Origin of the sequence: Nocardioides carbamazepini (assembly GCF_024614185.1) — a bacterium.
Classification (GTDB): Bacteria; Actinomycetota; Actinomycetes; order Propionibacteriales; family Nocardioidaceae; genus Nocardioides; species Nocardioides carbamazepini.
Genome location: NZ_JAHTLF010000025.1, coordinates 97,278 through 117,541, shown reverse-complemented (window position 1 = coordinate 117,541; position 20,264 = coordinate 97,278). Strand labels below are relative to the sequence as shown.

Here is a 20,264-nt window from a genome sequence, read left to right as displayed (position 1 = left end):
GGCGTCGGTGGTTCCGAGAGGGAGGTCGTCTACCGCGCCACCAACTCGGCGATGCGAGCGGCATCCGATCGCGTGAGATCCACGAGCTCGAAACTCCCGTCTGCCACTGACTCGAGGAAGGCGACCTCTGCGAACGTCCCCACCTTGGCCTCGAGCAGGTAACCCACCTCGGCCAAGACGGTCTGCGGCAACAGCAGACGCCTGCCTGCCAGCCGTAGACCGGTGAAGAGCTCGACACAAGCGTGATGGTCGGCGTCCTGGCGATCGGCCGCCGCGAAGATCGGGCCCGTGTCGCAGATGATCACGACCGGCGAGCGCCGAATCCCTCGGCAAGGATCTCCTCAGCCCGACGTGCGTTGTCGGTGCGGCCGTCCGTGGATGCGCCGATGCCGAAGAACCTCGGTGGCCACTCACCCATGGGTTTCGTCGTGGTCAACCGACGCACGTCTTCGAGCACGACCACGACCTGATCGTCGGGCAGGCCCTCGATCAGGTGGATCAGCTCGTCGCGCTCCGCGGTCATACCAATGATGGTAGGTCGATGTGCCGGCAGAAGGCGGTACCTGAGCGGCGGCCCGGAAAAAGCAAGAAGCCCGGACCTTGCGGTCCGGACTGCTGGCGACCCTGACGAGACTCGAACTCGCGACCTCCGCCGTGACAGGGCGGCGCGCTAACCAACTGCGCTACAGGGCCATTCGCTCACGTTGCTCTCGCGTGGTGAAGCGGATGGAACTCTAACCCATCGACCGTCGGGAGTCCCAATCGGGAGCTACCTCGGCCGGCGAGCGCACCCCCAACCGGATTCGAACCGGCGTACCCGCCGTGAAAGGGCGGTGTCCTAGGCCGCTAGACGATGGGGGCCCGCCACGGCGGACAGGTCCTCCGTGGCGGGCGCCAGCATAGTGCCCGGCGGGGCGCGCCCGCTCATCGCGACCGCGGGCGGGGGCCTGGATCGTCCCGATGTCCCCGCCGCTTTCGTACGTCGGCACACCCTCCGGTAAGGTGGGCGACTGCTTGGGCAGGTAGCTCAGTTGGTACGAGCGATCGCCTGAAAAGTGATAGGTCGGCGGTTCGACCCCGCCCCTGCCCACCAGCACCGAGACCCCCGCCGGACACCGGCGGGGGTCTCGTCGTTCAGGCCGAGTGCCCGCCAGCCCGCGCCGCGTCGACGCGGCGTGGCCACCAGAACCGGTCGCCCATCCGGATCGCGACGGCCGGGACGAGGACGGTGCGGACCAGCAGGGTGTCGAGCAGCACGCCGACACAGATCACGATGCCGAGCTGGGCGAGGACCACGAGCGGGAGGACGCCGAGGACCGCGAACACGGCGGCGAGCAGGATGCCGGCGCTGGTGATGACGCCGCCCGTCGAGGCCAGGGCGCGCAACATGCCCTCGCGGGCGCCGTGCCGGCGGGCCTCCTCGGCCGCCCGGGCGACGAGGAAGATGTTGTAGTCGACGCCGAGCGCGACCAGGAACAGGAACGCCTGGAGCGGTACGCCGACGTCGAGCCGGTCGAATCCGAACAGGCCGCTGCTCAGCAGCCATCCGGCACCGAGGGCGGCCAGGTAGGTGGCGACCACGGTGAGCACCAGCACGACCGGCGCGACCACCGAGCGCAGGAGCAGGCCCAGCGCCAGCAGGACCACGACCAGGATGAGCGGCAGCAGCAGCGCGCGGTCGTCACCGGTGGCGGCGTCCGTGTCGACGTCCTCGGCGTCGGTGCCACCCACCAGCGTGTCCGGGAGGTCCGCCAGGGCGGCGCGGAGCGAGGCGACGTCGGCCCGCGCCTCCGGCGTACCGGGCGCGTGGGCCAGTACGACGTCGACCCGGGTCCGACCGTCGTGCTCCCCGACCGGTCGCACCGCGTCGACGCCGTCGGCCGCCTCCGCCGCCCGGACGACGGCGGCGACGTCGTCGCGGGTGAGCACGACGGCAGGGTCGGCGCTCCCTGCCGGGAACGACTCCGCCAGCCGCTGGGCGGCGACGATCGACTCGGGCGTGTCGATGAACTGGTCCGCCTCCGAGAGCCCGCTCCGGATGCCGAGGATGCCGCTCGCCATCACGGCCAGCACCACCAGTCCCGCGGACGCGGAGAGGACCGGCCGGCGCGCCACGGCGTCGCCGACACGACGCCAGAAGGAACGGCCCTCCGAGAGCGCCGGCTCCCCCACCTCGGGGCGGCGCGGCCAGAAGATCCCCCGTGGGAAGACGACGAGGGCCAGGGGCAGGACGACCAGCACGGCGAACGCCGCCACGAGGACGCCGATGGCGCAGGCGAGACCCAGGCCGCGGGTGGTCGGGAAGGCGGAGAGCAGCAGCGTCAGCAGCGCGACGACGACCGTGGCCGCGCTGGCGAGCACGGCCTCGCTCGTGCGCCACCACGCCCGGGCCATCGCCTCGGGGCGGCTCGGCGTACGACGGAGCTCGTCGCGGTAGCGGGAGATCAGCAGCAGCGCGTAGTCGGTGCCCGCCCCGAAGACCAGCACCGAGAGGATGCCCGTCGTCGACTGGTCGAAGGCGACCTCGAGCGCGCTGAGGACGTGGGTGGCCGCCACCGCCGCGAGCCGGTCGGTGAGACCGACGACGAGCAGCGGCACCAGCCACAGGACGGGCGATCGGTAGGTGATGATCAGGAGCACCGCCACGACCGAGGCGGTCACCGCGAGGAGCGTCAGGTCGGCGCCCTCGAAGACCCGGGCGAGGTCGCCCTGGATCGCGGCCGGACCGGTGACCTCGGCCCGCACACCGTCCGGCAGGCCCTCCCGTACGCCGGCCCGCAGCTCCTCGACGTCGTCGGCGAGCTTCGCCGCGTCCGTGCTCGGCATCGGCAGCACACCGACCAGCGCGGTGCCGTCCTCCGCCGCCTGCAGCGGCACTGTCGCAGCCCCACCCGCGGCTCGGGAGAAGACCTGCTCGACCGCCGTCCGGTCGGCCGGGGTGAGGGCCTGCTCGGCCGCGAACAGCACGACCGCCACCTGGCCGTCGCCGGACGGGAAGTCCTCGAGGAGGCGGACCACCTCGGTCGAGTCGTAGCCGTCCGGCAGCTTGTCGGTCGCCGCGCGGTCGACCGGCGCCGTGCCGAACACGCCGATGAGGGCGCCTCCGACGAGCAGGTAGAGCACCGGCAGGATCCAGGCCGACCGCGGGCGGAGCAGGCGCGCGACCACCGCGGACGATTCCATGACGGAAAGATAGGGCCCACGGCCCCCGACACCATGGCCGGACACGTGGACGGCGTCGCTCCTCTCCTCACGGACGTTGCCGCCGGGCAGGTCGTTGAGCTGGCCGAGCCGTTCGCGCACGCCGACCGAACCAGGCCCGGAGCGGTCCGGCGAGACGGGTGGGCGACCTCGGCCGGCGCGCGTCTTCGCCTGCTGTCCCCACGGGGGATCGGCGGGGGCCACCTTCCGGACGCCTGCCGCTCACGCCGGTGCGATCAGGTGCTGACCGGCCGGTGAAGTGCGCCCGCATCCGGCCCGACGAGACCAGGGGCGCTCGGATCTGAGGGCAGATGTCATTCTTCTCCCGACGTGGCGGCAGCCTCGTCGCCGCCTGTGTGGGACTCGCCGTGGGCGCCGGGGTCATGCTCGTCCCGTCGCCCGCCGGAGCCTCGGACCGGATCGTCGTCGAGGGCATGAACCTCGACGCGGACGGCACGGCGGTCATCAACGGCCTGGCGCGCACCGAGGTCGCGCCCGGCCTGGTGCATGTGCAGTACGAGAGGCTCGACCCCAACGGCTGGCAGCAGGTCAACATCCTCAAGGCCGACCTCGGCGACGAGACCGTCAAGATGACGTACCTCACGCCGGAGACCGTCGCGGGCCCTGGCGGCACGGTGACCGAGATGGTCGATGCCGCCGACGCCATCGCCGGCGTCAACCTGGACCGCTTCGACATCAACAACTCCTGGGCCGCGGCCGGTTGGGGCGTCAGGGACGGCGAGATCATCAAGTCGGGCAACCCCGACGCCGCCGCCTCCGTCGGCATGACCTCCGACGGTCTCGGCGCACTGGTCGACCTGGTGTTGGAGGGCGCGGCGACCTTCGCGGACGACAGCTCGGTCTCGATCACCGGCATCAACGCCTACGCGATGCCCGCGGGCGGTGTCGCGCTCTACAACGCGCAGTGGGGCACCTACTCCCGCGCCCGCGCGCTGCCCGACGCCACCGCCGGGGTGGAGGTCTGGGTCGGCCCCGACAACAAGGTGCAGCAGGTCGCCCAGACCGTCGGCGAGGGCGAGATCCCGGCCGGGACGCAGATCCTCGTCGCCGAGGACGGCAGCGCCGCCGGCATCCGGCTGGCGGCGCTCCAAACCGGAGACCAGGTCGAGGTCAGCTACCGGATCCAGGATCCCGGCGTCGAGATCGAGGAGGCCGGAGGAGCCTGGCACCGGCTGGTCACCGGCGGCCAGAAGGGGTCCTGGGGTGGCGACGGGTACTTCACCGACAAGAACCCCCGCACCATGGTCGGGTTCAGCCAAGACCGCCGCACGGCGTACTTCGTGGTCGTCGACGGCCGGACCGCCGTCGCCAGCGGCATGAACTTCGACCAGCAGGCCGAGCTGATGCTCGACCTCGGCGCGTACGACGCCATCAACGCCGACGGCGGCGGGTCGAGCCAGATGAACGTCCGGCTCGCCGGCGACGAGGACACCACCGTGATGAACACACCGTCGGACGGCTATGAGCGCTACGACGGCGACGGCATGGGGCTGGTCCTGGCCCGGCCGGGCTCGGGCTCGCTGGTGGCCTTCGATGTCGAGACCGCCTCCCAGGACGAGGGCGCCGACCGGGTCTTCCCCGGTCTGCACCGCGCGCTGAGCGCGCTCGGCGTGGACGAGACCCTCTCCTCGGCCCCCGGCCGGCCCGACCGATGGCGCAGCAGCGACGGCCAGGTCGCAACCGTCGCCGATGGCATCGTCACCGGGCGCGCCGCCGGCACCGCGACGGTCCGGGCCAGCAACAGCGCCGCGGTCGGCGGCATCGACCTGCAGGTGCTCGGCGAGCTCCACCGCGTCGAGCTCGACCAGACGGTGCTGAACCTCGAGAAGCAGGGCTCGGCCCAGACCCTCGCGCTGACCGGCATCGACGTGCAGGGCTTCCGCGCCCCGATCGAGCCGGCCGACGTCGAGGTCGTCAACCCGGCGCCGGACCTCTTCTCGGTCGCGCCCACGGCCGACGGCCGCTTCACCATCACCGCCACCGGGACCGAGGGGTCGGCCACGCTGCGGTTCCGGGTGGGCGGCCACGAGGCGCAGGTCGCCGTCGCCGTCCCGCTGGAGCTGAAGCTCATCGACGACTTCTCCGACGTCTCCGGCTGGACCACCGCGCACGACCGGGCCCCGGTGGGCGGCATCGAGCCCGGCGAGGGCTTCGAGGGGTCGGCCAGCATCCGGCTCAACTACGACTTCACCGGCTCCACCGCCACCCGCGGCCGGTACGCCGTCGCCCCGGGTACCGGCATCGACATCCCGGGGCGCCCCCAGAAGCTGTCGGTGTGGATCAAGGGCGACGGCAAGGGATCGTTGCTGCGGCTGCAGGTCATGCAGGCCAACGGGGTGCGCAACTGGATCGACGGTCCCGACGGCCAGCAGTCGCTGCACGCCACCTGGACCGGCTGGGAGCGGGTCGACTTCCTCGTGCCCGAGACGTTCTCCTTCCCGCTCAAGCTGGAGCGGATCCGTGCCCTGGAGACCGTCGCGGCCAAGCAGTACACGGGATCGTTGGAGTTCTCCCAGATCTACGCCTACCTGCCGCCGGAGGGCGTCGAGGCGCCGGTCGCGGAGCGGGCGCAGGACCCGGTCGTGGCGGAGGCCGGCGAGACCGACGACAGCGACCTGCGGGTCGCGGTGATGTCGGACGCGCAGTTCGTGGCGCGGGATCCCGAGAGCGGGGCGGTGACGGGCGCCCGGCAGGCGCTGCGCGAGATCGTGGCCGCCGAGCCCGACGTGCTGGTGATCAACGGCGACTTCGTCGACGAGGCCAGCGAGGCCGACTTCGACCTCGCCCGCTCGATCCTCGACGAGGAGCTCGCCGGCATCGACTTCCCGTGGTACTACGTGCCCGGCAACCACGAGATCATGGGCGGTGACATCGCCAACTTCAAGACCGAGTTCGGTGACACGACCCAGGTGTTCGACCTCGGCCACACCCGATTCATCACGCTGAACTCGGCCACCGGGAAGCTCGCCAGCGACTTCGCCCAGGTCAAGATGCTGCGCGAGCAGCTCGACGCCGCGGCCGAGGACCCGTCCATCACCGGCGTGCTGCTGTTCACCCACATGCCGACCAACGACCCGCTCCCGACCGACGGCAGCCAGTTGGCCGACCGCAACGAGGCGGCCTTCATCGACGACTGGCTGCAGGAGTTCCGGGCGGACTCGGGCAAGTCGGTGGCCTACGTCGCCGGCCACGTCGGCGTCTTCCACGCCGAGCAGGTCGACGGTGTGCCCTACGTCGTCAACGGCAACTCCGGCAAGAGCCCGGCCTCGGTGCCCGAGGACGGCGGCTTCACCGGTTGGACCATGCTCGGCGTCGACCCCGCCGAGGGCCGCTGGCAGCTCTCCGACGGCGGCACCGACTGGCTCAAGGCCGAGGTCGAGACCAGGGTCGACGAGCTGGTCGTCGCGGAGCCGGGCGGCGTCCTGCCGGTCGGGACGATCCACGACCTGGCGCCGCGCGTCTCCCAGGACGACGGCGCCCGGACCTTCGACGTCGCCTGGCCGACCAGCTACGCCTGGAAGGGCGACACCGGCGTGTACGTCGGCCCGGCCGCCGACGCACCCGAGACTGCCGTGGTCGCCATCGACCCGTCCACGCACCAGCTGACCGCGCTGCGGTCGGGCTCGGCCTCCGCGACCCTCACCGTCAACGACGCCGAGACGCCGGTCCAGGTCACCGTCACGGGCGGTGACCTGACGCTGCGGGGTACGCCGATGTTCGGCGAGACCCTCACCGCGGACCTCGGCGAGTGGGCCGATGGCGCCGAGGTCACCTACCGGTGGCTGCGCGACGGCGCCGTGATCGAGGGAGCCACCGGCCCCGGTCACGCCGCCGGCATCGACGACCTGGGCACCGTGCTGACCGTGGTGGCCACGGTGAGCGCGCCTGACCGGGCCCCGATCGAGGTCAGGGCCGCCGCGGCCGAGCCGGTCGCGCTGGCCCGCCTCAGCGCGCCCCGGGCGAGCGTGCGCGGCATCGCCGAGGTCGGCGCCACCGTGCTGGCCGACACCGGGTCGTGGCCGGAGGGCACCACCCTCACCTTCCAGTGGCTGCGCGACGGCGCACCGATCCCCGGTGCGCTCTCCAGCGCCTACACGGCCGTCCGGGCCGACCTCGGCCACCGGCTCGCGGTGCGGGTCAGCGGCTACCTGGCCGGGCATGAGCCGGCGAGCGCCACCAGCGCGGCGACCACCGCGGTCGCGGAGTCGAGCGGCGGGCCGGGTCCCGACCCGGTCCCCGAGACCGTGCGGCTCGGGTCCGTCCTGGTGGAGGGCTCCGCCCGGGTCGGGCAGCCGCTCCGAGCGACGGCTCGCGCCTGGGATCCGTCCACCGAGCTGGCCTATCAGTGGCTGCGGGACGGCGCCCCGATCTCCGGTGCGACGGGCAGCTCCTACACGCCGGTCGCGAGCGACCTGGGCAGCAGGCTCGGCGTACGGGTGCTGGCGGCCGAGGCCGGCAAGATCGCCGTCACCGCCCAGGGGACGGCCGACGCCGCGGTCGCGCCCGGGAAGGCCGAGCTCGGCCAGGTCACGCTGGTGGGCAAGGCCGTCGCGGGCAAGCGGCTGCGGGTGAGGGTGAACGTGCTGCCACAGGGCGCCCAGCTCAGCTACGTGTGGCGGATCGGCCGCAAGAGCGTCACGACCGACGTGCCCCGGCTCGCCCTCAAGCCGAAGCAGGCGGGCAAGCGGGTCCGGGTGACCGTGACGGCGACCGCCGCCGGATACGAACCGGCGACCGCGACGAGCAAGGCGCGGCGGATCACACGGCGCTGACCGGGCGGACCGGACCTCGGGCGCGGGTCCGGCGGGGTGAGTGCCCCGCCGGTCCGCGCCCGCGGGCCGCTCGCCCCGGTCCGGCCCGGTCTGCGTTCAGGCGGGCCACCAGGCCGGGCGCCGGAAGCGTGCCTCCGTGTACGGCGCGGGGTGCACGATCCGCTGCCGGTTGTCCTGGATCTGGAACACGAGGTGGGCCATGCCGATCGAGGGGTCCGGGGTCGCCAACGGGTAGGCGAGGGCGGACTGGCCGGCGTTGGCGAAGCTGTAGGCACCGTTGACCCCGCGGTGGACCCCCTGGCGCAGCGACTCGATCACCGACGTGAAGTCGCGCGGTGAGTCCGCCCGGGACCAGGCGGAGGCGAGGATCCGCACCCGGTCGTACGCGATGCCCGCATGGGAGCGGCCGGGGCTCACCGCCCAGGCGTCACGGTAGCGCTGGGAGAAGGCCCGGGCGACGTCGTCGGAGTAGGTGCCGGTCGTCGTGGCCCAGAGAAGTCCCTCGGCCGCGGGGCCGAGGTCGATTCGGAACCGCGGGATCGAGGGCGCGTAGAGCGCATAGAGGACCGTCGGTGCCGGGTCCGCCTGGAAGGCGCGCACGAACTGTGCCGCCTCGTCCTCGAAGTAGGTGCCGATCAGGACCGCGGCAGGGGCGAACTGCGCGACGCGGCGGCCGTGCTCGCGCCACGCCTCGTCCCCGACGACGTCGTCGGCGAGGTAGTCGATGCGCCAGCCGTCGCGCTCGGCCCGGGCGACGGCGTCCTCCAGGCCCAGGTCGCCGAGCTTCCACCGCCCGCGGACGACGGCGAGCGAGCGGGAGTGGGGCGAGAGCTGCCCGGACTCGCGCAGGAAGCTCATCGCATTGACGAATCCGGGGCCGTAGTTGGTGTCGCTCGGGCAGATCTGGAAGACGTTGCCGTAGCGGCTCGGGTTGTCCTCGACCACCCGCACCATCGCGTCCAGGGTCGCGGCGTGGAGATAAGGCGCCTGGTGCTCGGCGGCGATCTCGTGAGCCACCCGCTGGTCGTCGAGGTAGCCCGAGACCATCGCGTCGACGTCGAGACCGGCCAGCTCGTCGAAGGCGCGCGCGACGGAGACCGAGCTCCGGATGTCCAGGTCGACGTTGACGAGCTTGACCGGGCGGCCGCTGATGCCGCCGCGGGCGTTGATCTCGTCGATGGCGAGCTGGCTGGCGCGCACCATCTCGAGGCCGTCCTCGGCGATCTGGCCCGTGGTCGGGAAGGCGCTGCCGAGCAGTATCGGTCGTCGTACCGAACGGCGACCGCTGCGTGGCGGCGGCGGGCGACGCCCGAGCGGCAGTGGCGCCGGCTCCTGGTCGGGCGTGCTGAGCCTGCCGATGAGAAGCCGCTCGAAGCCCTCCGGGCCGCCCGGGACGGGCAGCACCAGCAGGCTCTCCTCGACCGCGACCGCCGCGGCACCGGCTCGCGTCGCGACCTCGAGCTTGGCCAGCACCCGCTCGACGTGCGTGGAGACGGTGCGGACGCTCGTCCAGAGCCGGGTCGCGATCTGGGCGTTGCTGAGGCCGCCCACCAGCAACGTGAGGACGTCGAGCTCGCGCTGGGTGACGCCGTGCGGGAGCTCTGCCTCGTCGACCCAGGAGAGTGAGGTGCGGGACTCGTGGCCCGGTGAGCGGACGGTGGCGAAGACGATCCTGTTGTCGCCGTCGCGCCAGTAGAACGACAGCTCGTGGTGGCCCGCGAGCCGACCGGCCCGCCGCGCGATATCGAGCAGGCCCTCGAGGCGGCCGGCCGCCTCGGCGCCGACCCCACGCATCGTGGAGAGCTCTCCCCCGGGGGCGAGGACGATCTCGTGCGCGGTCGCGACAGTGGTCTCGTCCTTGGGCACGGCCCCTCCTTTCCCCCTCCGAGCAGAACCCGAGCCCCTCCCCCGAGGATAGACGGCGCCGCCCGGGGTCGGCCGCGCTCGTCGATCGTCGCTCAGGAGCGCCGGTTGCGCGACCAGGAGTCGAGTGCCACGGCGAGCAGCACGATGGTCCCCTTCGCGATCAGCTGCCAGTTCTGCGACAGGTTGAGGCTGTAGAAGAGGTTCGTCAGCGTCGCGAAGATGAGCAGGCCGACCGCGCTGCGCCAGACCGCGCCCTCGCCGCCGCGCAGCGACGTGCCGCCGACGATGACGATGGCGATCGCGTCGAGGGCGATGTTGGCACCCACGTCGGCCTGGCCGACGCCGAGCCGCGAGGCGTCGATGGTGCCCGCGAACGCGGCGAGCACACCGGTCAGGACGTAGACGCTGGCGGTGAGGTCCTTGACCCGCAGGCCGGACAGCCAGCCCGCCTCGTGGTTGCCGCCGACGGCGTAGATGTTGCGGCCGTAGCGGGTCATCGCCAGCGCGATGCCACCGATCACGAACGTGACCACGAGGACCAGGATCGGCGTGGGCACACCCGCGACACTCGAGCGGGCGAGGATCTTGAAGTCGGCGTCGGAGACGATGAACGGCGCCGAGCTGGAGTAGAGGTAGGCGACTCCCGAGATCACCGACGCGCTGCCGAGGGTCGCGACGAACGGGTTGATGCCCACCCGGGCGACGAGGATCCCGTTGGCGACACCGCACACGAGCCCCGCCAGGACCGCCGCGACGATCCCCGCGACCGGCGATCCGGTCGAGATCGCCACGCCGGCCGAGACCGTGGCCCCCAGCGCGTACGTCGCACCGACCGAGAGGTCGAAGCCTCCCGAGATGATCACGAACGTCATGCCCAGCGCCACGATGCCGACCGCCGTGTTCTGCAGCAGGAGGTCGCGCAGGTTGGCGGGGGCGAGGAAGCCCGGGTAGAGGATGCTGGCGAGCACCACCAGGCCGATGAGCACAGCGATCATCGCGAAGCGCGAGGCCAGCGGCGCGAGCGAGGCGCGCTCGGGCGCCGGCACGGCGGCCACCGCGCCGGCGGGCGAGAGTTCAGTGGACGGGTTCATGGGTCTCTCCTGTGCTGAAGCCGTGACGCACGACGGCGTCGACGTTGAATTCGGGGTCGTCGCTGGGGATCTCGCGGACCACGGAGCCGTGGGCGAAGACGAGCAGCCGGTTGGCGATCGCGAGCACCTCCTCCAGCTCCGAGGAGGTGACGACGACGGCGGCGCCCTCGGCGGCCAGGCGCACGAGCGAGGTGAGCACCTCGGCCTTCGCGCCGATGTCGATGCCGCGGGTCGGCTCGTCGATGAGGAACACGTCGGGCTCGTGCCCGGCCCACTTGGCCAGCAGCACCTTCTGCTGGTTTCCGCCCGACAGGTTGCGCACCGGCTCCCCGATCCGCGAGCGCTTGAAGGCGAAGAAGTCGGCCGTCTCGCCCGCCTCCACCCGCTCCGTCCGGCGGTCGAGGAAGATCCGGCGGCCACCGCGGCCGAGCCAGTAGTTGCTGGTGCCGTCCATGCCGAGCACCAGCGCCTGCTTGCGCGACTCGGGCACCATCACCACCCCCCGGCCGACGGCCTGACGGACCGAGCGCGGCCACGGGACCGGCTCCCCCAGCAGGCGCAGCTCGCCCGACGAGGCCGGCTCGGCACCGGCGAGCGAGCGGAGGAAGGTCGTGCGGCCGGAGCCGACCAGGCCCCACAGACCGACGATCTCGCCGGCCCGCACGGTGACGTCGATGTCGTGCAGCACTCCGGGCAGTCGTACGCCGCGCGCAGCCAGCACCTCCGCGCCGAACGGGTGCGTGCCGCGCTCGGCCAGCCTGTCGACCGTGCGGCCGACCATGTGCTCGATCAGCGTCGGCTTGGTCCACTCCCCCCGGGGAGCGCTGCGCACCACGTGTCCGTCACGGAGCACGGTGATGGTGTCGCTGAGATCCAGCACCTCGTCGAGGTTGTGGCTGACGAAGACGATCGTCGTGCCGCGTGCCGTCAGCCGGCGCAGGATCCGGTAGAGCGTGTCCCGCTCGTGCTCGGCCAGCGCGGCGGTCGGCTCGTCGAGCACCAGCACCCGGCCGTTGCTCTCGATGCCGCGCATGATCTCGAGCATCTGTTGCTGCGAGACCGACAGGTCGCGCGCCAGCGCCGTCGGCGGTACGTCGATCTCCAGCTCCGCGCAGAGCTCGAGGTAGCGCCGACGCATGGCACGGCCGTCCAGGAGGCCGTGCCGGGTGCGGACCTGGCCGAGGAAGACGTTGGCCTCGGCGGTCAGGCCCGGCACCATCGTCAGCTCCTGGTAGACCGCCACCAGGCCGCGCTCCCTGCTCTCGCGGGGGTTGCCGCCGTGCATCCGGTGCCCGAACACCTCGACGGTCCCGCCGTCGGCGCCCAGCCGACCGCTGACCATGCCGAGCAGGGTGGACTTGCCCGCGCCGTTCTCGCCGACCAGCGCGTGCACCTCCCCGGCCCGGACCACGAGGTCCGCACCGGCGACGGCGACCGCTCCCCCGAAGACCTTGCGGGCCCCACGGCAGGCGATGGCGGGCGTGTTGGTGTCGCTCATGACAGTCTCCGGGACCCTGCTCAGTACTCGGCCGTGAACTGCGCGACGTTCTCCTTGGTGGCGAACGGCGTGCCGGGCAGGCTGTCGGACTCGGCGAGGTTGATGAACACGGGAACGTCCTCGCCCTCGACGTAGCGGGCGACGGCCTCGATGGCCTCGCGGGTCTCGACGCGCGGCAGCATCATCACCGAGCTGGTCAGCGCGCCGGACGCGACGTTCTGCAGTGCCCACTCGTCGCCGCCGAAGTCGTAGATCTCGACGTCCTTGCCGCCGACCGCCTCGACGACGCCGCGGGTCATGCCCGAGAAGTTCGACATGATGATGTCGACGTCGGGGTTGGCCTGAACGATCGTCTGCGCCGCGTCGAACGCCTTCGGCGTCGTGTAGTCGGTGGTCTGCCGGGCGACGACCTCGAAGCCGTCGACCTTCGCGAACGCCTTGGCCGCCTCGAAGAAGCAGAGCGTGTTGGCGTTGAGGTCCGGTCCCGAGACCAGCGCGATCTTCGCCCCGTCGGGGTGGGAGTCGATGACGTCCTGCACCCAGTCCTCGTAGACGTCGAGGGTCTGCCCGCCGACATAGGTGATCGTGCCGGGCTGGTGCGTCTCCTCGCCGAGGTTCGTGCCGCGGCCGCAGATCGGCAGGTTGAAGACGGAGACCAGAACGTCCTTCTCCGGCGCCTGCTGGGTGAGGATGTCGCACACCAGATTGCCGTCATTGGGCTCCACGACGAACGCGTTGTACTTGCCGCTCGTCAGGGCCTGTTGCATCTGGTCGAACTGGACCTGCGCGTCGAAGGCGCCGTCGAAGACGTCGAGGTCGGCGCCGAGCTCACCGGCGGTCTTCTTCGCCTCGTCGATCGCGGCCTGCAGGTAGGAGTTGCTCGTTCCGGCCGAGAAGTAGGCGATCTTGAGGTCGGCCGGGTCGGAGACCGGCGGGTCGATGATCTCGGTCGACGCCGAGGCGGTGTCCGAGACACCGGACGAGCAGCCGGCCATCGCGAGGCAGGCGGCGACGCCGGCGACGGCGACGGAGAGGAGGGGACGGTGCTTCATGTGGCTTCCTTCGAACGTGGGGTCGAGTGACGGGCGCGACGCTGCGACCGGTGGGCCCGAGACGGAGCTGCGGACCGGGTCAGTCCTCGGTCCAGGTGTCGTAGATGTCGCTCAGCGACGCGAACCACACGCCCTCGTGGGACGCCATGTGGTCGAGCAGCCGTTCGAGGCCCAGCAGGTGGTGGGCGCGGGCCGCGGTCTGCGGGTGCAGCGTGATCGCCAGGACCGGCGCGCTCTCCCGCTCGTAGGCGAAGTCGAAGTGGTCCTGGAAGCGCTGGAACATCACCTCGCTGGAGCCGAGGCCCGGGTTCACCCCGGGGATGTACTCGCCGACCGGGAAGTCGTCGAGGTACCAGGAGACGGGGAACTCCAGCAGCGGACTCGGCGGACCGAAGACCGACCCCTCCTCCCAGCGGACGTCGACCGGTCGCGGGTGGTACGGCTGGAAGTCGTGGCCCATGAGCGAGGAGTCCCACTCGAAGCCGGTCTTCTCCAGCAGCTCCAGGGTGTGCTCGGTGAAGTCCCAGGCCGGCGAGCGGTAGCCGCGCGGCGCCTTGCCGACGTGCTTGAGGTGACCCTCGATGGTCTGCTCCATCAGCCGGATCTCGGTGTCCTGGTCGAGGCTCGGCACCGACTCGTGGTAGCAGCCGTGGGCCGCGATCTCCTGGCCCGCCTCGACGATCCTCGCGAACGCCTCGGGGAAGGTCTCCATCGTGTGCACCGGCGTGCACCAGGTGCCCTGGATGTCGTAGCGGTCGAACAGGTCGAGCAGCCGCGGTACGCCGACGGTCGCGCAGTACTCGCCGCGCGAGAGGTAGCTGGGGCTGGTCTTGCCGAAGGTGCCCATCCACACGGCGTGGGCGTCGAAGTCCGCGCCGATGTTGACGGCGATCTTCTTGCCCTCGGGGAGGTTGAGAGGCATGAGGTGCTCCTAGGTGGTCCGGTCGGTCGGGAGGATCAGAGGGTGATGTGGGCGTACTTCTCGTAGAGGTCGCGACGGCGCCCCCGGTCCCGGTGGGTGGTGGCCGCTCCTGTCCTGCGGTTCTCCGCCAGCAGGTCGAGGTCGAGCACCTGGGTGATCGCGTCCTGCTCGTTGGTGCGGGCCTCGACCAGGACGCCGTCGGCGGGGAAGACCAGGTCGCACGGCGACAGCACCGAGGCCCGCGCCCAACCGGGCGCCAGCGGCGCCGCCAGGTGCGAGACGGTGGGGCAGTGCACGACGTACACCTGGTTCTCGATCGCCCGGGCCGCGGCGCAGTGCCGCACCCGCCAGAAGCCCGCCTCCGTGAAGGTGTACGACGGCACGAGGAGCACCTCGGCGCCCATCGCGGTCAGCGTCGTGCAGACCTCCGGGATCTCGGCCTCGTAGCAGATCGCGATGCCGACGGTGACGCCGTCGATCTCGTGCACGGCCAGCTCGTCGCCCTCGCCGGTGCCCCAGTCGGCCTCGGCCGGGAAGATGTGGGTCTTCGCATGACGGTGCACCTCGCCGCCGGGACCGAACAGGAAGGCGACGTTCTCGTGGCCGCCGCCGGGCGTCGCCACCAGATGGGTGCCCGCGAGGATCCACTGGTCGCGGCGCGCGGCCTCCTCGGTGAAGAGCGCGACATAGGCGTCGGTGTGCTCCGCGATCCGCGTCAGCTGGGCGATCGGGTGCTCGCGCCAGCCGGGATCGGTGGTGAACAGCGACTCGGTGACCAGCTCGGGCAGCACGACCACGCGTGCGTCGGGGGTGCGGTCGAGCAGGGTGCGGACCTGAGCGGCCCAGGCATCGAAGGAGTCGACCTCGCGCAGCTCGAACTGCGCGGCGGCGACGGCCAGGGTGCGGCTCATGGGAACGTCCTCTCTCACTGGGCGAGCAGGCCGCCGTCGATGACCAGCTCGCTGCCGGTCACGTAGCGGGACTCGTCGCTGGCCAGGTAGACGCAGCCCCACGCGATGTCGCGCGGCTCGGCGCCGTAGCCGAGCGGCGTCAGCGCGATCACCTCCGCGTTCTTCTCCGCGGGCTGCGCGTCGGTGAGCGGTGTGGTGACCCACCCGGGGATCACCGTGTTCACGCGGACGCCGCGGCAGGCATAGGTCACCGCGCCGTTGCGGGTCAGGCCGCGCACGCCGCCCTTCGCCGCCTGGTAGGCGGCGACGCCCTCCGAGCCGACCACCCCCCACGCCGAGGAGAGGTTGATGATCGAGCCCGAGCCCTGGGCGAGCATCGGGCCGAGTGCGGCGCGCATACCGAGGAAGACGCCGGTCTGGTCGACACCGATCACGCGCGCCCAGTCCTCGGGCGTGACGGCGTCGATCGCGGCGTAGTCGATGACGCCGGCATTGTTGACGAGCACATCGAGCCGGCCGTGGCGAGCGACCACCTCGGCGACGACGCGGGACCATGCGTCCTCGTCGGTGACGTCGAGCTCGGCGTACTCCAGGCCGGGAGCGTCGACCTCCTGCTCGGGCTTGTCCAGGTCCGCGACGACGACGGTCGCGCCCTCCTCGGCGAACAGCCGCGCGGTCGCCAGGCCGATGCCGACGGCACCGCCGGTCACCACGGCCACCTTGTCCTTGAGCCGGTCCATGTCGCTTCCTTCCGATCGGTGTCTGTGTGCTTGCGGGCGTCAGCGGGCCAGGTAGCCGCCGTCGACCGGCAGGTCGACCCCGGTGATGAACCGCGCGCGGTCGGACACGAGGAAGCACACGGCCTCGGCGACGTCCTGCGGCTCACCACCGGCGCCCATCGGCGTCGCGTCGAGGAAGGCCTCGTTGAGGTCGTCGGTCTGCCCGAGGGTCAGCGGGGTGCGGATCCAGCCCGGCAGCACGGCGTTCGCGCGGATCCCCTCACGGGCATAGGTGACCGCGGCGTTCTTGGTCATCGTCAGCACGGCGTGCTTCGACGAGTGGTACGCCGCGACGCCCCGCACCGAGGTGGCGCCGCAGATCGAGGAGATGTTCACGATCGCGCCGGAGCGCTGCTTCCGCATGGGGCCGAGCGCGGTCTGCATGCCCAGCAGCACGCCGGTCTGGTTGATCGCGACGATCCGCTCCCACTCGGCGAGCGGCAGCTCGTGGAGCTGGTCGTAGCCCGAGACGCCGGCGTTGTTGACGAGGATGTCGAGCCGGCCGTGCTCCGCGACGGCCTCCCCCACGACCTCGGCCCAGCGCGCGGCCGAGGTGACGTCGTGCGAGCGGGTCGCGATGTGCTCCCCGAGGTCCGACTGGTCGCGCACATCGGTCGCCACGACCCGGGCTCCGGCCTCGGCCAGCCGCGTCGCGACGGCGTACCCGATGCCCTGGGCGGCGCCGGTCACGAGCGCCACGCGTCCCGTCAGGTTGTCCATGCGTCCTGCTTCCTCGTCGTGCGGTCCGGGTCACACCCGGTGGTGACGAGGACCGTAGGAAGGCGGCGCGGGCCGGCGCGTCCGTCGTTTGACGTATCTGCGCGCCGGTGAGCGTGAGCGAGACCGGATCTTCACGAACGAGGTGGTCAGCCGTAACGGACGAGGCGCGAGGCCGTCCGCGGGATACGTCGATCGACCGACGCCGCCGCACAGCGCGCGGGCCTACGCTGGCCAGTCAGCGCACGACCGCCGCGCACGACGAAGGGAGCCCGCATGAGGTACACGCACCGGGCCCGGGGCCGGACCTACGCGTTCTCCTCGCTGGTGGAGGTGCTCGGCAGGGCCTCGCCCCTGCGGTCCGGCGACGTCCTCGCCGGCAGTGCTGCCGAGTCGGGCGCCGAGCGGGCCGCCGCGCAGTGGGTGCTGGCCGACGTTCCCCTCACGACCTTCCTCGAGGAGCCGGTCGTGCCCTATGAGGACGACGAGGTCACCCGGCTGATCCTCGACGGCCACGACGCCCTGGCCTTCGCGCCGCTGCGACATCTCACCGTCGGCGGCCTGCGGGAGTGGCTGCTCGCGACCGCCGCCGGACCGGGTGCCGCCGCCGCGCTGGCCGCCGCCGCGCCCGGCCTGACCCCGGAGATGGGCGCGGCGGTCAGCAAGCTGATGCGCAACCAGGAGCTGATCGCCGTGGGCGCGGCGACGGAGGTGGTGACCGGCTTCCGGTCCACGATCGGCCTCGCGGGGCGACTGGCGACCCGGTTGCAGCCCAACCACCCGACCGACGACCCGGCCGGCGTGGCGGCCGCCGTGCTCGACGGGCTGCTGCTCGGCTGCGGCGACGCGGTGATCGGCATCAACCCCGCCTCCGACAACCCCGAGACCGTGGCGCGCCTGCTCCGGCTGCTCGACGAGGTGCGCCGGCGCTACGAGATCCCGACCCAGTCCTGCGTGCTGACGCACGTCACGACCACCATCGACCTGATCGCCGCCGGGGAGCCGGTCGACCTGGTCTTCCAGTCGATCGCGGGCACCCAGGCCGCCAATGCCGGCTTCGGGGTCGACCTCGCCGTCCTGGCCGAGGGCCGCGACGCCGCCCTGTCCCTCGGCCGTGGTGAGGTCGGCGAGCAGGTGATGTACTTCGAGACCGGCCAGGGCTCCGCCCTCTCCGCGGGCGCGCATCATGGCACGGGCGGCCTCCCCGTCGACCAGCAGACCCTCGAGGCCAGGGCGTACGCCGTCGCGCGGGCCTTCGACCCGTTCCTGGTCAACACGGTGGTCGGCTTCATCGGCCCGGAGTACCTCTACGACGGCAAGCAGATCATCCGCGCGGGGCTGGAGGACCACTTCTGCGGCAAGCTGCTCGGCGTCCCGATGGGGGTTGACGTCTGCTACACGAACCACGCCGAGGCCGACTCCGACGACACCGACACCCTGCTGACCCTGCTGACCGCGGCCGGGTGCTCGTTCATCATCGCCGTCCCCGGGTCCGACGACGTGATGCTCGGCTACCAGTCGACGAGCTTCCACGACGCGCTCTACGCCCGCCGGATCTCCGGCAAGCGGCCGGCCCCGGAGTTCGAGGCCTGGCTCGACCGGGTCGGCCTGCTTGCCGACGACGGTGGCATCCGTCCGGTCGACCCCGCTCTCAGTGTGCTGCGAGAGCTGGTGTGAGCGACTTCTGGGCGGCCCTGCGCGCCCACACCCCCGCCCGGATCGGGCAACAGCGGTTCGGTGAGGCGCCCGGCACCCGAGAGCGGCTCGAGTTCGTGACCGCTCACGCCGCCGCGCGCGACGCCGTGCACGAGCCGCTCGACGTCTCCGCGCTCGTCGCCGACCTCGCCTCGATCCCGGGGCTCGCGGCGCCCGTCGTCGTCGCGTCCGCGGCACCCGACCGGGCGACGTACCTGACCCGGCCGGACCTGGGACGCCGGCTCCGCGACCCGCTCCCGTCGGCCGAGCCCGGTGCGGACCTGGTGGTGGTGCTCGCCGACGGCCTGAGCGCGACGGCCGTGCAGCGGCACGCTCACGGCGTGCTGCGGGCTCTCCGGCCGCTGCTGCCCGGCACCCGGTGGGCCCCTCCGGTGATCGCCACCCAGGCCCGGGTGGCGCTGGGCGACCACGTCGCCGCAGCCTGGCGGGCCCGGATGGCGCTGGTGCTGGTCGGCGAGCGACCGGGGCTGACCACGGCCGACAGCCTCGGCGCCTACCTCACCTGGGCGCCGCACCCGGGGACACCGGACTCGGCCCGCAACTGCGTCTCCAACATCCACCCTCCGCACGGGCTCGACCACGAGACGGCCGCCCGGACCATCGCCTCACTCGTGCACGGCGCACGTCAGCTGCGGGCGACCGGCATCGCGTTGAAGGAGGGGCGCCTCGAGCTGGGCTGATCATCTGGCCACCGGTTCGGCGGGCGACGCGGCGCCGACGGCACGAAGCCCCCGCCGGGACTCTCGGCAGGGGCTTCGCGTTCGGGGGCCGGTCGGCGGTCCGGTCAGCCGACCAGACGGCTCTCGCGGTCGTAGTTGCGTCCGAGGAAGGACGGCTGCCGCGCCCAGCGGAACGCGAACACCATCACCAGCAGCGTGGCGACGTACGGCAGCATCAGCACGAACTGGTGCGGGATGCCGATGCCGGCCACCTGGGCCCGCAGGGCGAGGACCTCCATGCCGGCGAAGAACGCCGCGCCGGCGATCACCAGGTGCGGACGCCAGCCGCCGAGGAAGGCCAGGGCGATGACCAGCCAGCCGCGACCGGCCACCATGCCCTCGGTGTAGAGCCCCGTGTAGACCATCGGCAGGTAGGCGCCGGCCATGCCGACGAGGCCCGAGCCGACGACGGTCGACCAGGTCCGGGCCCACGTCACGTTGATGCCGAGGCTGTCGGCCGCCTTGGGGTTCTCGCCGATCGAACGGAACGCCAGCCCGCTGCGGGTCTTGTACATGAACCACCAGATCGCCACGGAGATCGCGAACGCGAGGTAGACGACCAGGTCGTGGTCGAAGAGCACCTCACCCAGGAACGGGATGTCCGAGAGCAGCGGGATCGGCTTGTCCTCCAGGGTCGGGATGAGCGGCGGCTCCATGGTCACCCCGATCACCTCGCGATAGAGGAGGCCCGCGGCACCCAGCGCCGCGAAGTACAGCGCCAGGCCGACGACGAACTGGTCCAGCCGGAGCTGGGTGGTCATGTACGCCAGCACGAGGCCGAAGACGCCGGCGATCGCGAAGGCGGCCGCCATGCCGACGACATTGCTGCCGACCTTGAAGCTGACCAGGAAGCCGACCGCCGCGCCGAGGACCATGAGGCCCTCCTGCGAGACGTTGAAGACGCCGGCCCGGCCGCTGAGGACGGTGCCCTGCGCCGCGAGCAGGAACGGCACCATCGCCGGGATCATCAGCGTGAGGAACTCGGTGATCTCACCCATG

At 72.1% G+C, this 20,264-nt stretch carries 15 protein-coding genes and 3 tRNA genes; 4 read left to right on the top strand and 14 right to left on the bottom strand.

What is annotated here, in order from left to right:
• Positions 1-29: 29 nt before the first annotated feature.
• The 4 genes from KVF89_RS26630 to KVF89_RS26615 form a co-directional block, all read right to left on the bottom strand.
• On the bottom strand, positions 30-305 hold the full coding sequence (locus KVF89_RS26630; RefSeq protein ID WP_257430156.1) for a PIN domain-containing protein: 276 nt from the start codon (positions 303-305) through the stop codon (positions 30-32).
• Entirely contained in the window at positions 302-523 is a 222-nt protein-coding gene (locus KVF89_RS26625; protein ID WP_257430155.1) for a hypothetical protein, read from the bottom strand. Before KVF89_RS26625 ends, KVF89_RS26630 begins: the two co-directional genes overlap by 4 nt.
• Positions 524-616: 93 nt before the next feature.
• Positions 617-693: transfer RNA gene (locus KVF89_RS26620), tRNA-Asp, on the bottom strand.
• Between the two features lie 95 nt (positions 694-788).
• Positions 789-861, bottom strand: a tRNA-Glu gene (locus KVF89_RS26615).
• 155 nt (positions 862-1,016) lie between these two features.
• Here KVF89_RS26615 and KVF89_RS26610 point away from each other — a divergent pair.
• Positions 1,017-1,093, top strand: a tRNA-Phe gene (locus KVF89_RS26610).
• Positions 1,094-1,134: 41 nt separating this feature from the next.
• Here KVF89_RS26610 and KVF89_RS26605 read toward each other — a convergent pair.
• Positions 1,135-3,183, bottom strand: coding sequence for an MMPL family transporter (locus KVF89_RS26605; RefSeq protein ID WP_257430154.1), 2,049 nt, complete (start codon positions 3,181-3,183; stop codon positions 1,135-1,137).
• Between the two features lie 329 nt (positions 3,184-3,512).
• Here KVF89_RS26605 and KVF89_RS26600 point away from each other — a divergent pair, with 329 nt between their 5' ends.
• On the top strand, positions 3,513-7,994 hold the full coding sequence (locus KVF89_RS26600) for a phosphodiester glycosidase family protein (protein ID WP_257430153.1): 4,482 nt from the start codon (positions 3,513-3,515) through the stop codon (positions 7,992-7,994).
• Between the two features lie 96 nt (positions 7,995-8,090).
• Here the strand turns inward: KVF89_RS26600 and KVF89_RS26595 are convergent, their stop codons facing one another.
• The 8 genes from KVF89_RS26595 to KVF89_RS26560 all read right to left on the bottom strand — a co-directional run bounded on the left by KVF89_RS26595 (position 8,091) and on the right by KVF89_RS26560 (position 16,833).
• The gene (locus KVF89_RS26595; RefSeq protein ID WP_257430152.1) at positions 8,091-9,860 is read right to left on the bottom strand and encodes an ABC transporter substrate-binding protein; all 1,770 of its coding nucleotides are present in this window, start codon (positions 9,858-9,860) and stop codon (positions 8,091-8,093) included.
• Positions 9,861-9,952: 92 nt separating this feature from the next.
• The gene (locus KVF89_RS26590) at positions 9,953-10,951 is read right to left on the bottom strand and encodes an ABC transporter permease (RefSeq protein WP_257430151.1); all 999 of its coding nucleotides are present in this window, start codon (positions 10,949-10,951) and stop codon (positions 9,953-9,955) included.
• Positions 10,935-12,449 (bottom strand): sugar ABC transporter ATP-binding protein, encoded by a 1,515-nt coding sequence (locus KVF89_RS26585; RefSeq protein ID WP_257430150.1) that lies wholly within the window; start codon positions 12,447-12,449, stop codon positions 10,935-10,937. Before KVF89_RS26585 ends, KVF89_RS26590 begins: the two co-directional genes overlap by 17 nt.
• A gap of 20 nt (positions 12,450-12,469) precedes the next feature.
• Complete coding sequence (locus KVF89_RS26580) at positions 12,470-13,501, bottom strand: sugar ABC transporter substrate-binding protein (protein WP_257430149.1); 1,032 nt, start codon at positions 13,499-13,501, stop codon at positions 12,470-12,472.
• 79 nt (positions 13,502-13,580) lie between these two features.
• On the bottom strand, positions 13,581-14,423 hold the full coding sequence (locus KVF89_RS26575; RefSeq protein ID WP_257430148.1) for a polysaccharide deacetylase family protein: 843 nt from the start codon (positions 14,421-14,423) through the stop codon (positions 13,581-13,583).
• Between the two features lie 35 nt (positions 14,424-14,458).
• Entirely contained in the window at positions 14,459-15,334 is an 876-nt protein-coding gene (locus tag KVF89_RS26570) for a nitrilase-related carbon-nitrogen hydrolase (protein WP_257430147.1), read from the bottom strand.
• A 14-nt stretch (positions 15,335-15,348) separates the two neighbouring features.
• A complete protein-coding gene (locus tag KVF89_RS26565) occupies positions 15,349-16,074 on the bottom strand; it encodes an SDR family NAD(P)-dependent oxidoreductase (RefSeq protein WP_257430146.1) in 726 nt (241 codons plus the stop codon).
• Between the two features lie 39 nt (positions 16,075-16,113).
• The gene (locus KVF89_RS26560) at positions 16,114-16,833 is read right to left on the bottom strand and encodes an SDR family NAD(P)-dependent oxidoreductase (protein ID WP_257430145.1); all 720 of its coding nucleotides are present in this window, start codon (positions 16,831-16,833) and stop codon (positions 16,114-16,116) included.
• A 273-nt stretch (positions 16,834-17,106) separates the two neighbouring features.
• Between KVF89_RS26560 and KVF89_RS26555 the strand changes: the two genes are divergently transcribed.
• Both KVF89_RS26555 and eutC read left to right on the top strand, forming a co-directional pair.
• Positions 17,107-18,507, top strand: coding sequence for an ethanolamine ammonia-lyase subunit EutB (locus KVF89_RS26555; RefSeq protein ID WP_257430144.1), 1,401 nt, complete (start codon positions 17,107-17,109; stop codon positions 18,505-18,507).
• Entirely contained in the window at positions 18,504-19,226 is a 723-nt protein-coding gene (gene eutC, locus KVF89_RS26550) for an ethanolamine ammonia-lyase subunit EutC (RefSeq protein ID WP_257430143.1), read from the top strand. Before KVF89_RS26555 ends, eutC begins: the two co-directional genes overlap by 4 nt.
• A gap of 104 nt (positions 19,227-19,330) precedes the next feature.
• Here the strand turns inward: eutC and KVF89_RS26545 are convergent, their stop codons facing one another.
• A complete protein-coding gene (locus KVF89_RS26545; RefSeq protein ID WP_257430142.1) occupies positions 19,331-20,263 on the bottom strand; it encodes an ABC transporter permease in 933 nt (310 codons plus the stop codon).
• Position 20,264: the final 1 nt, after the last annotated feature.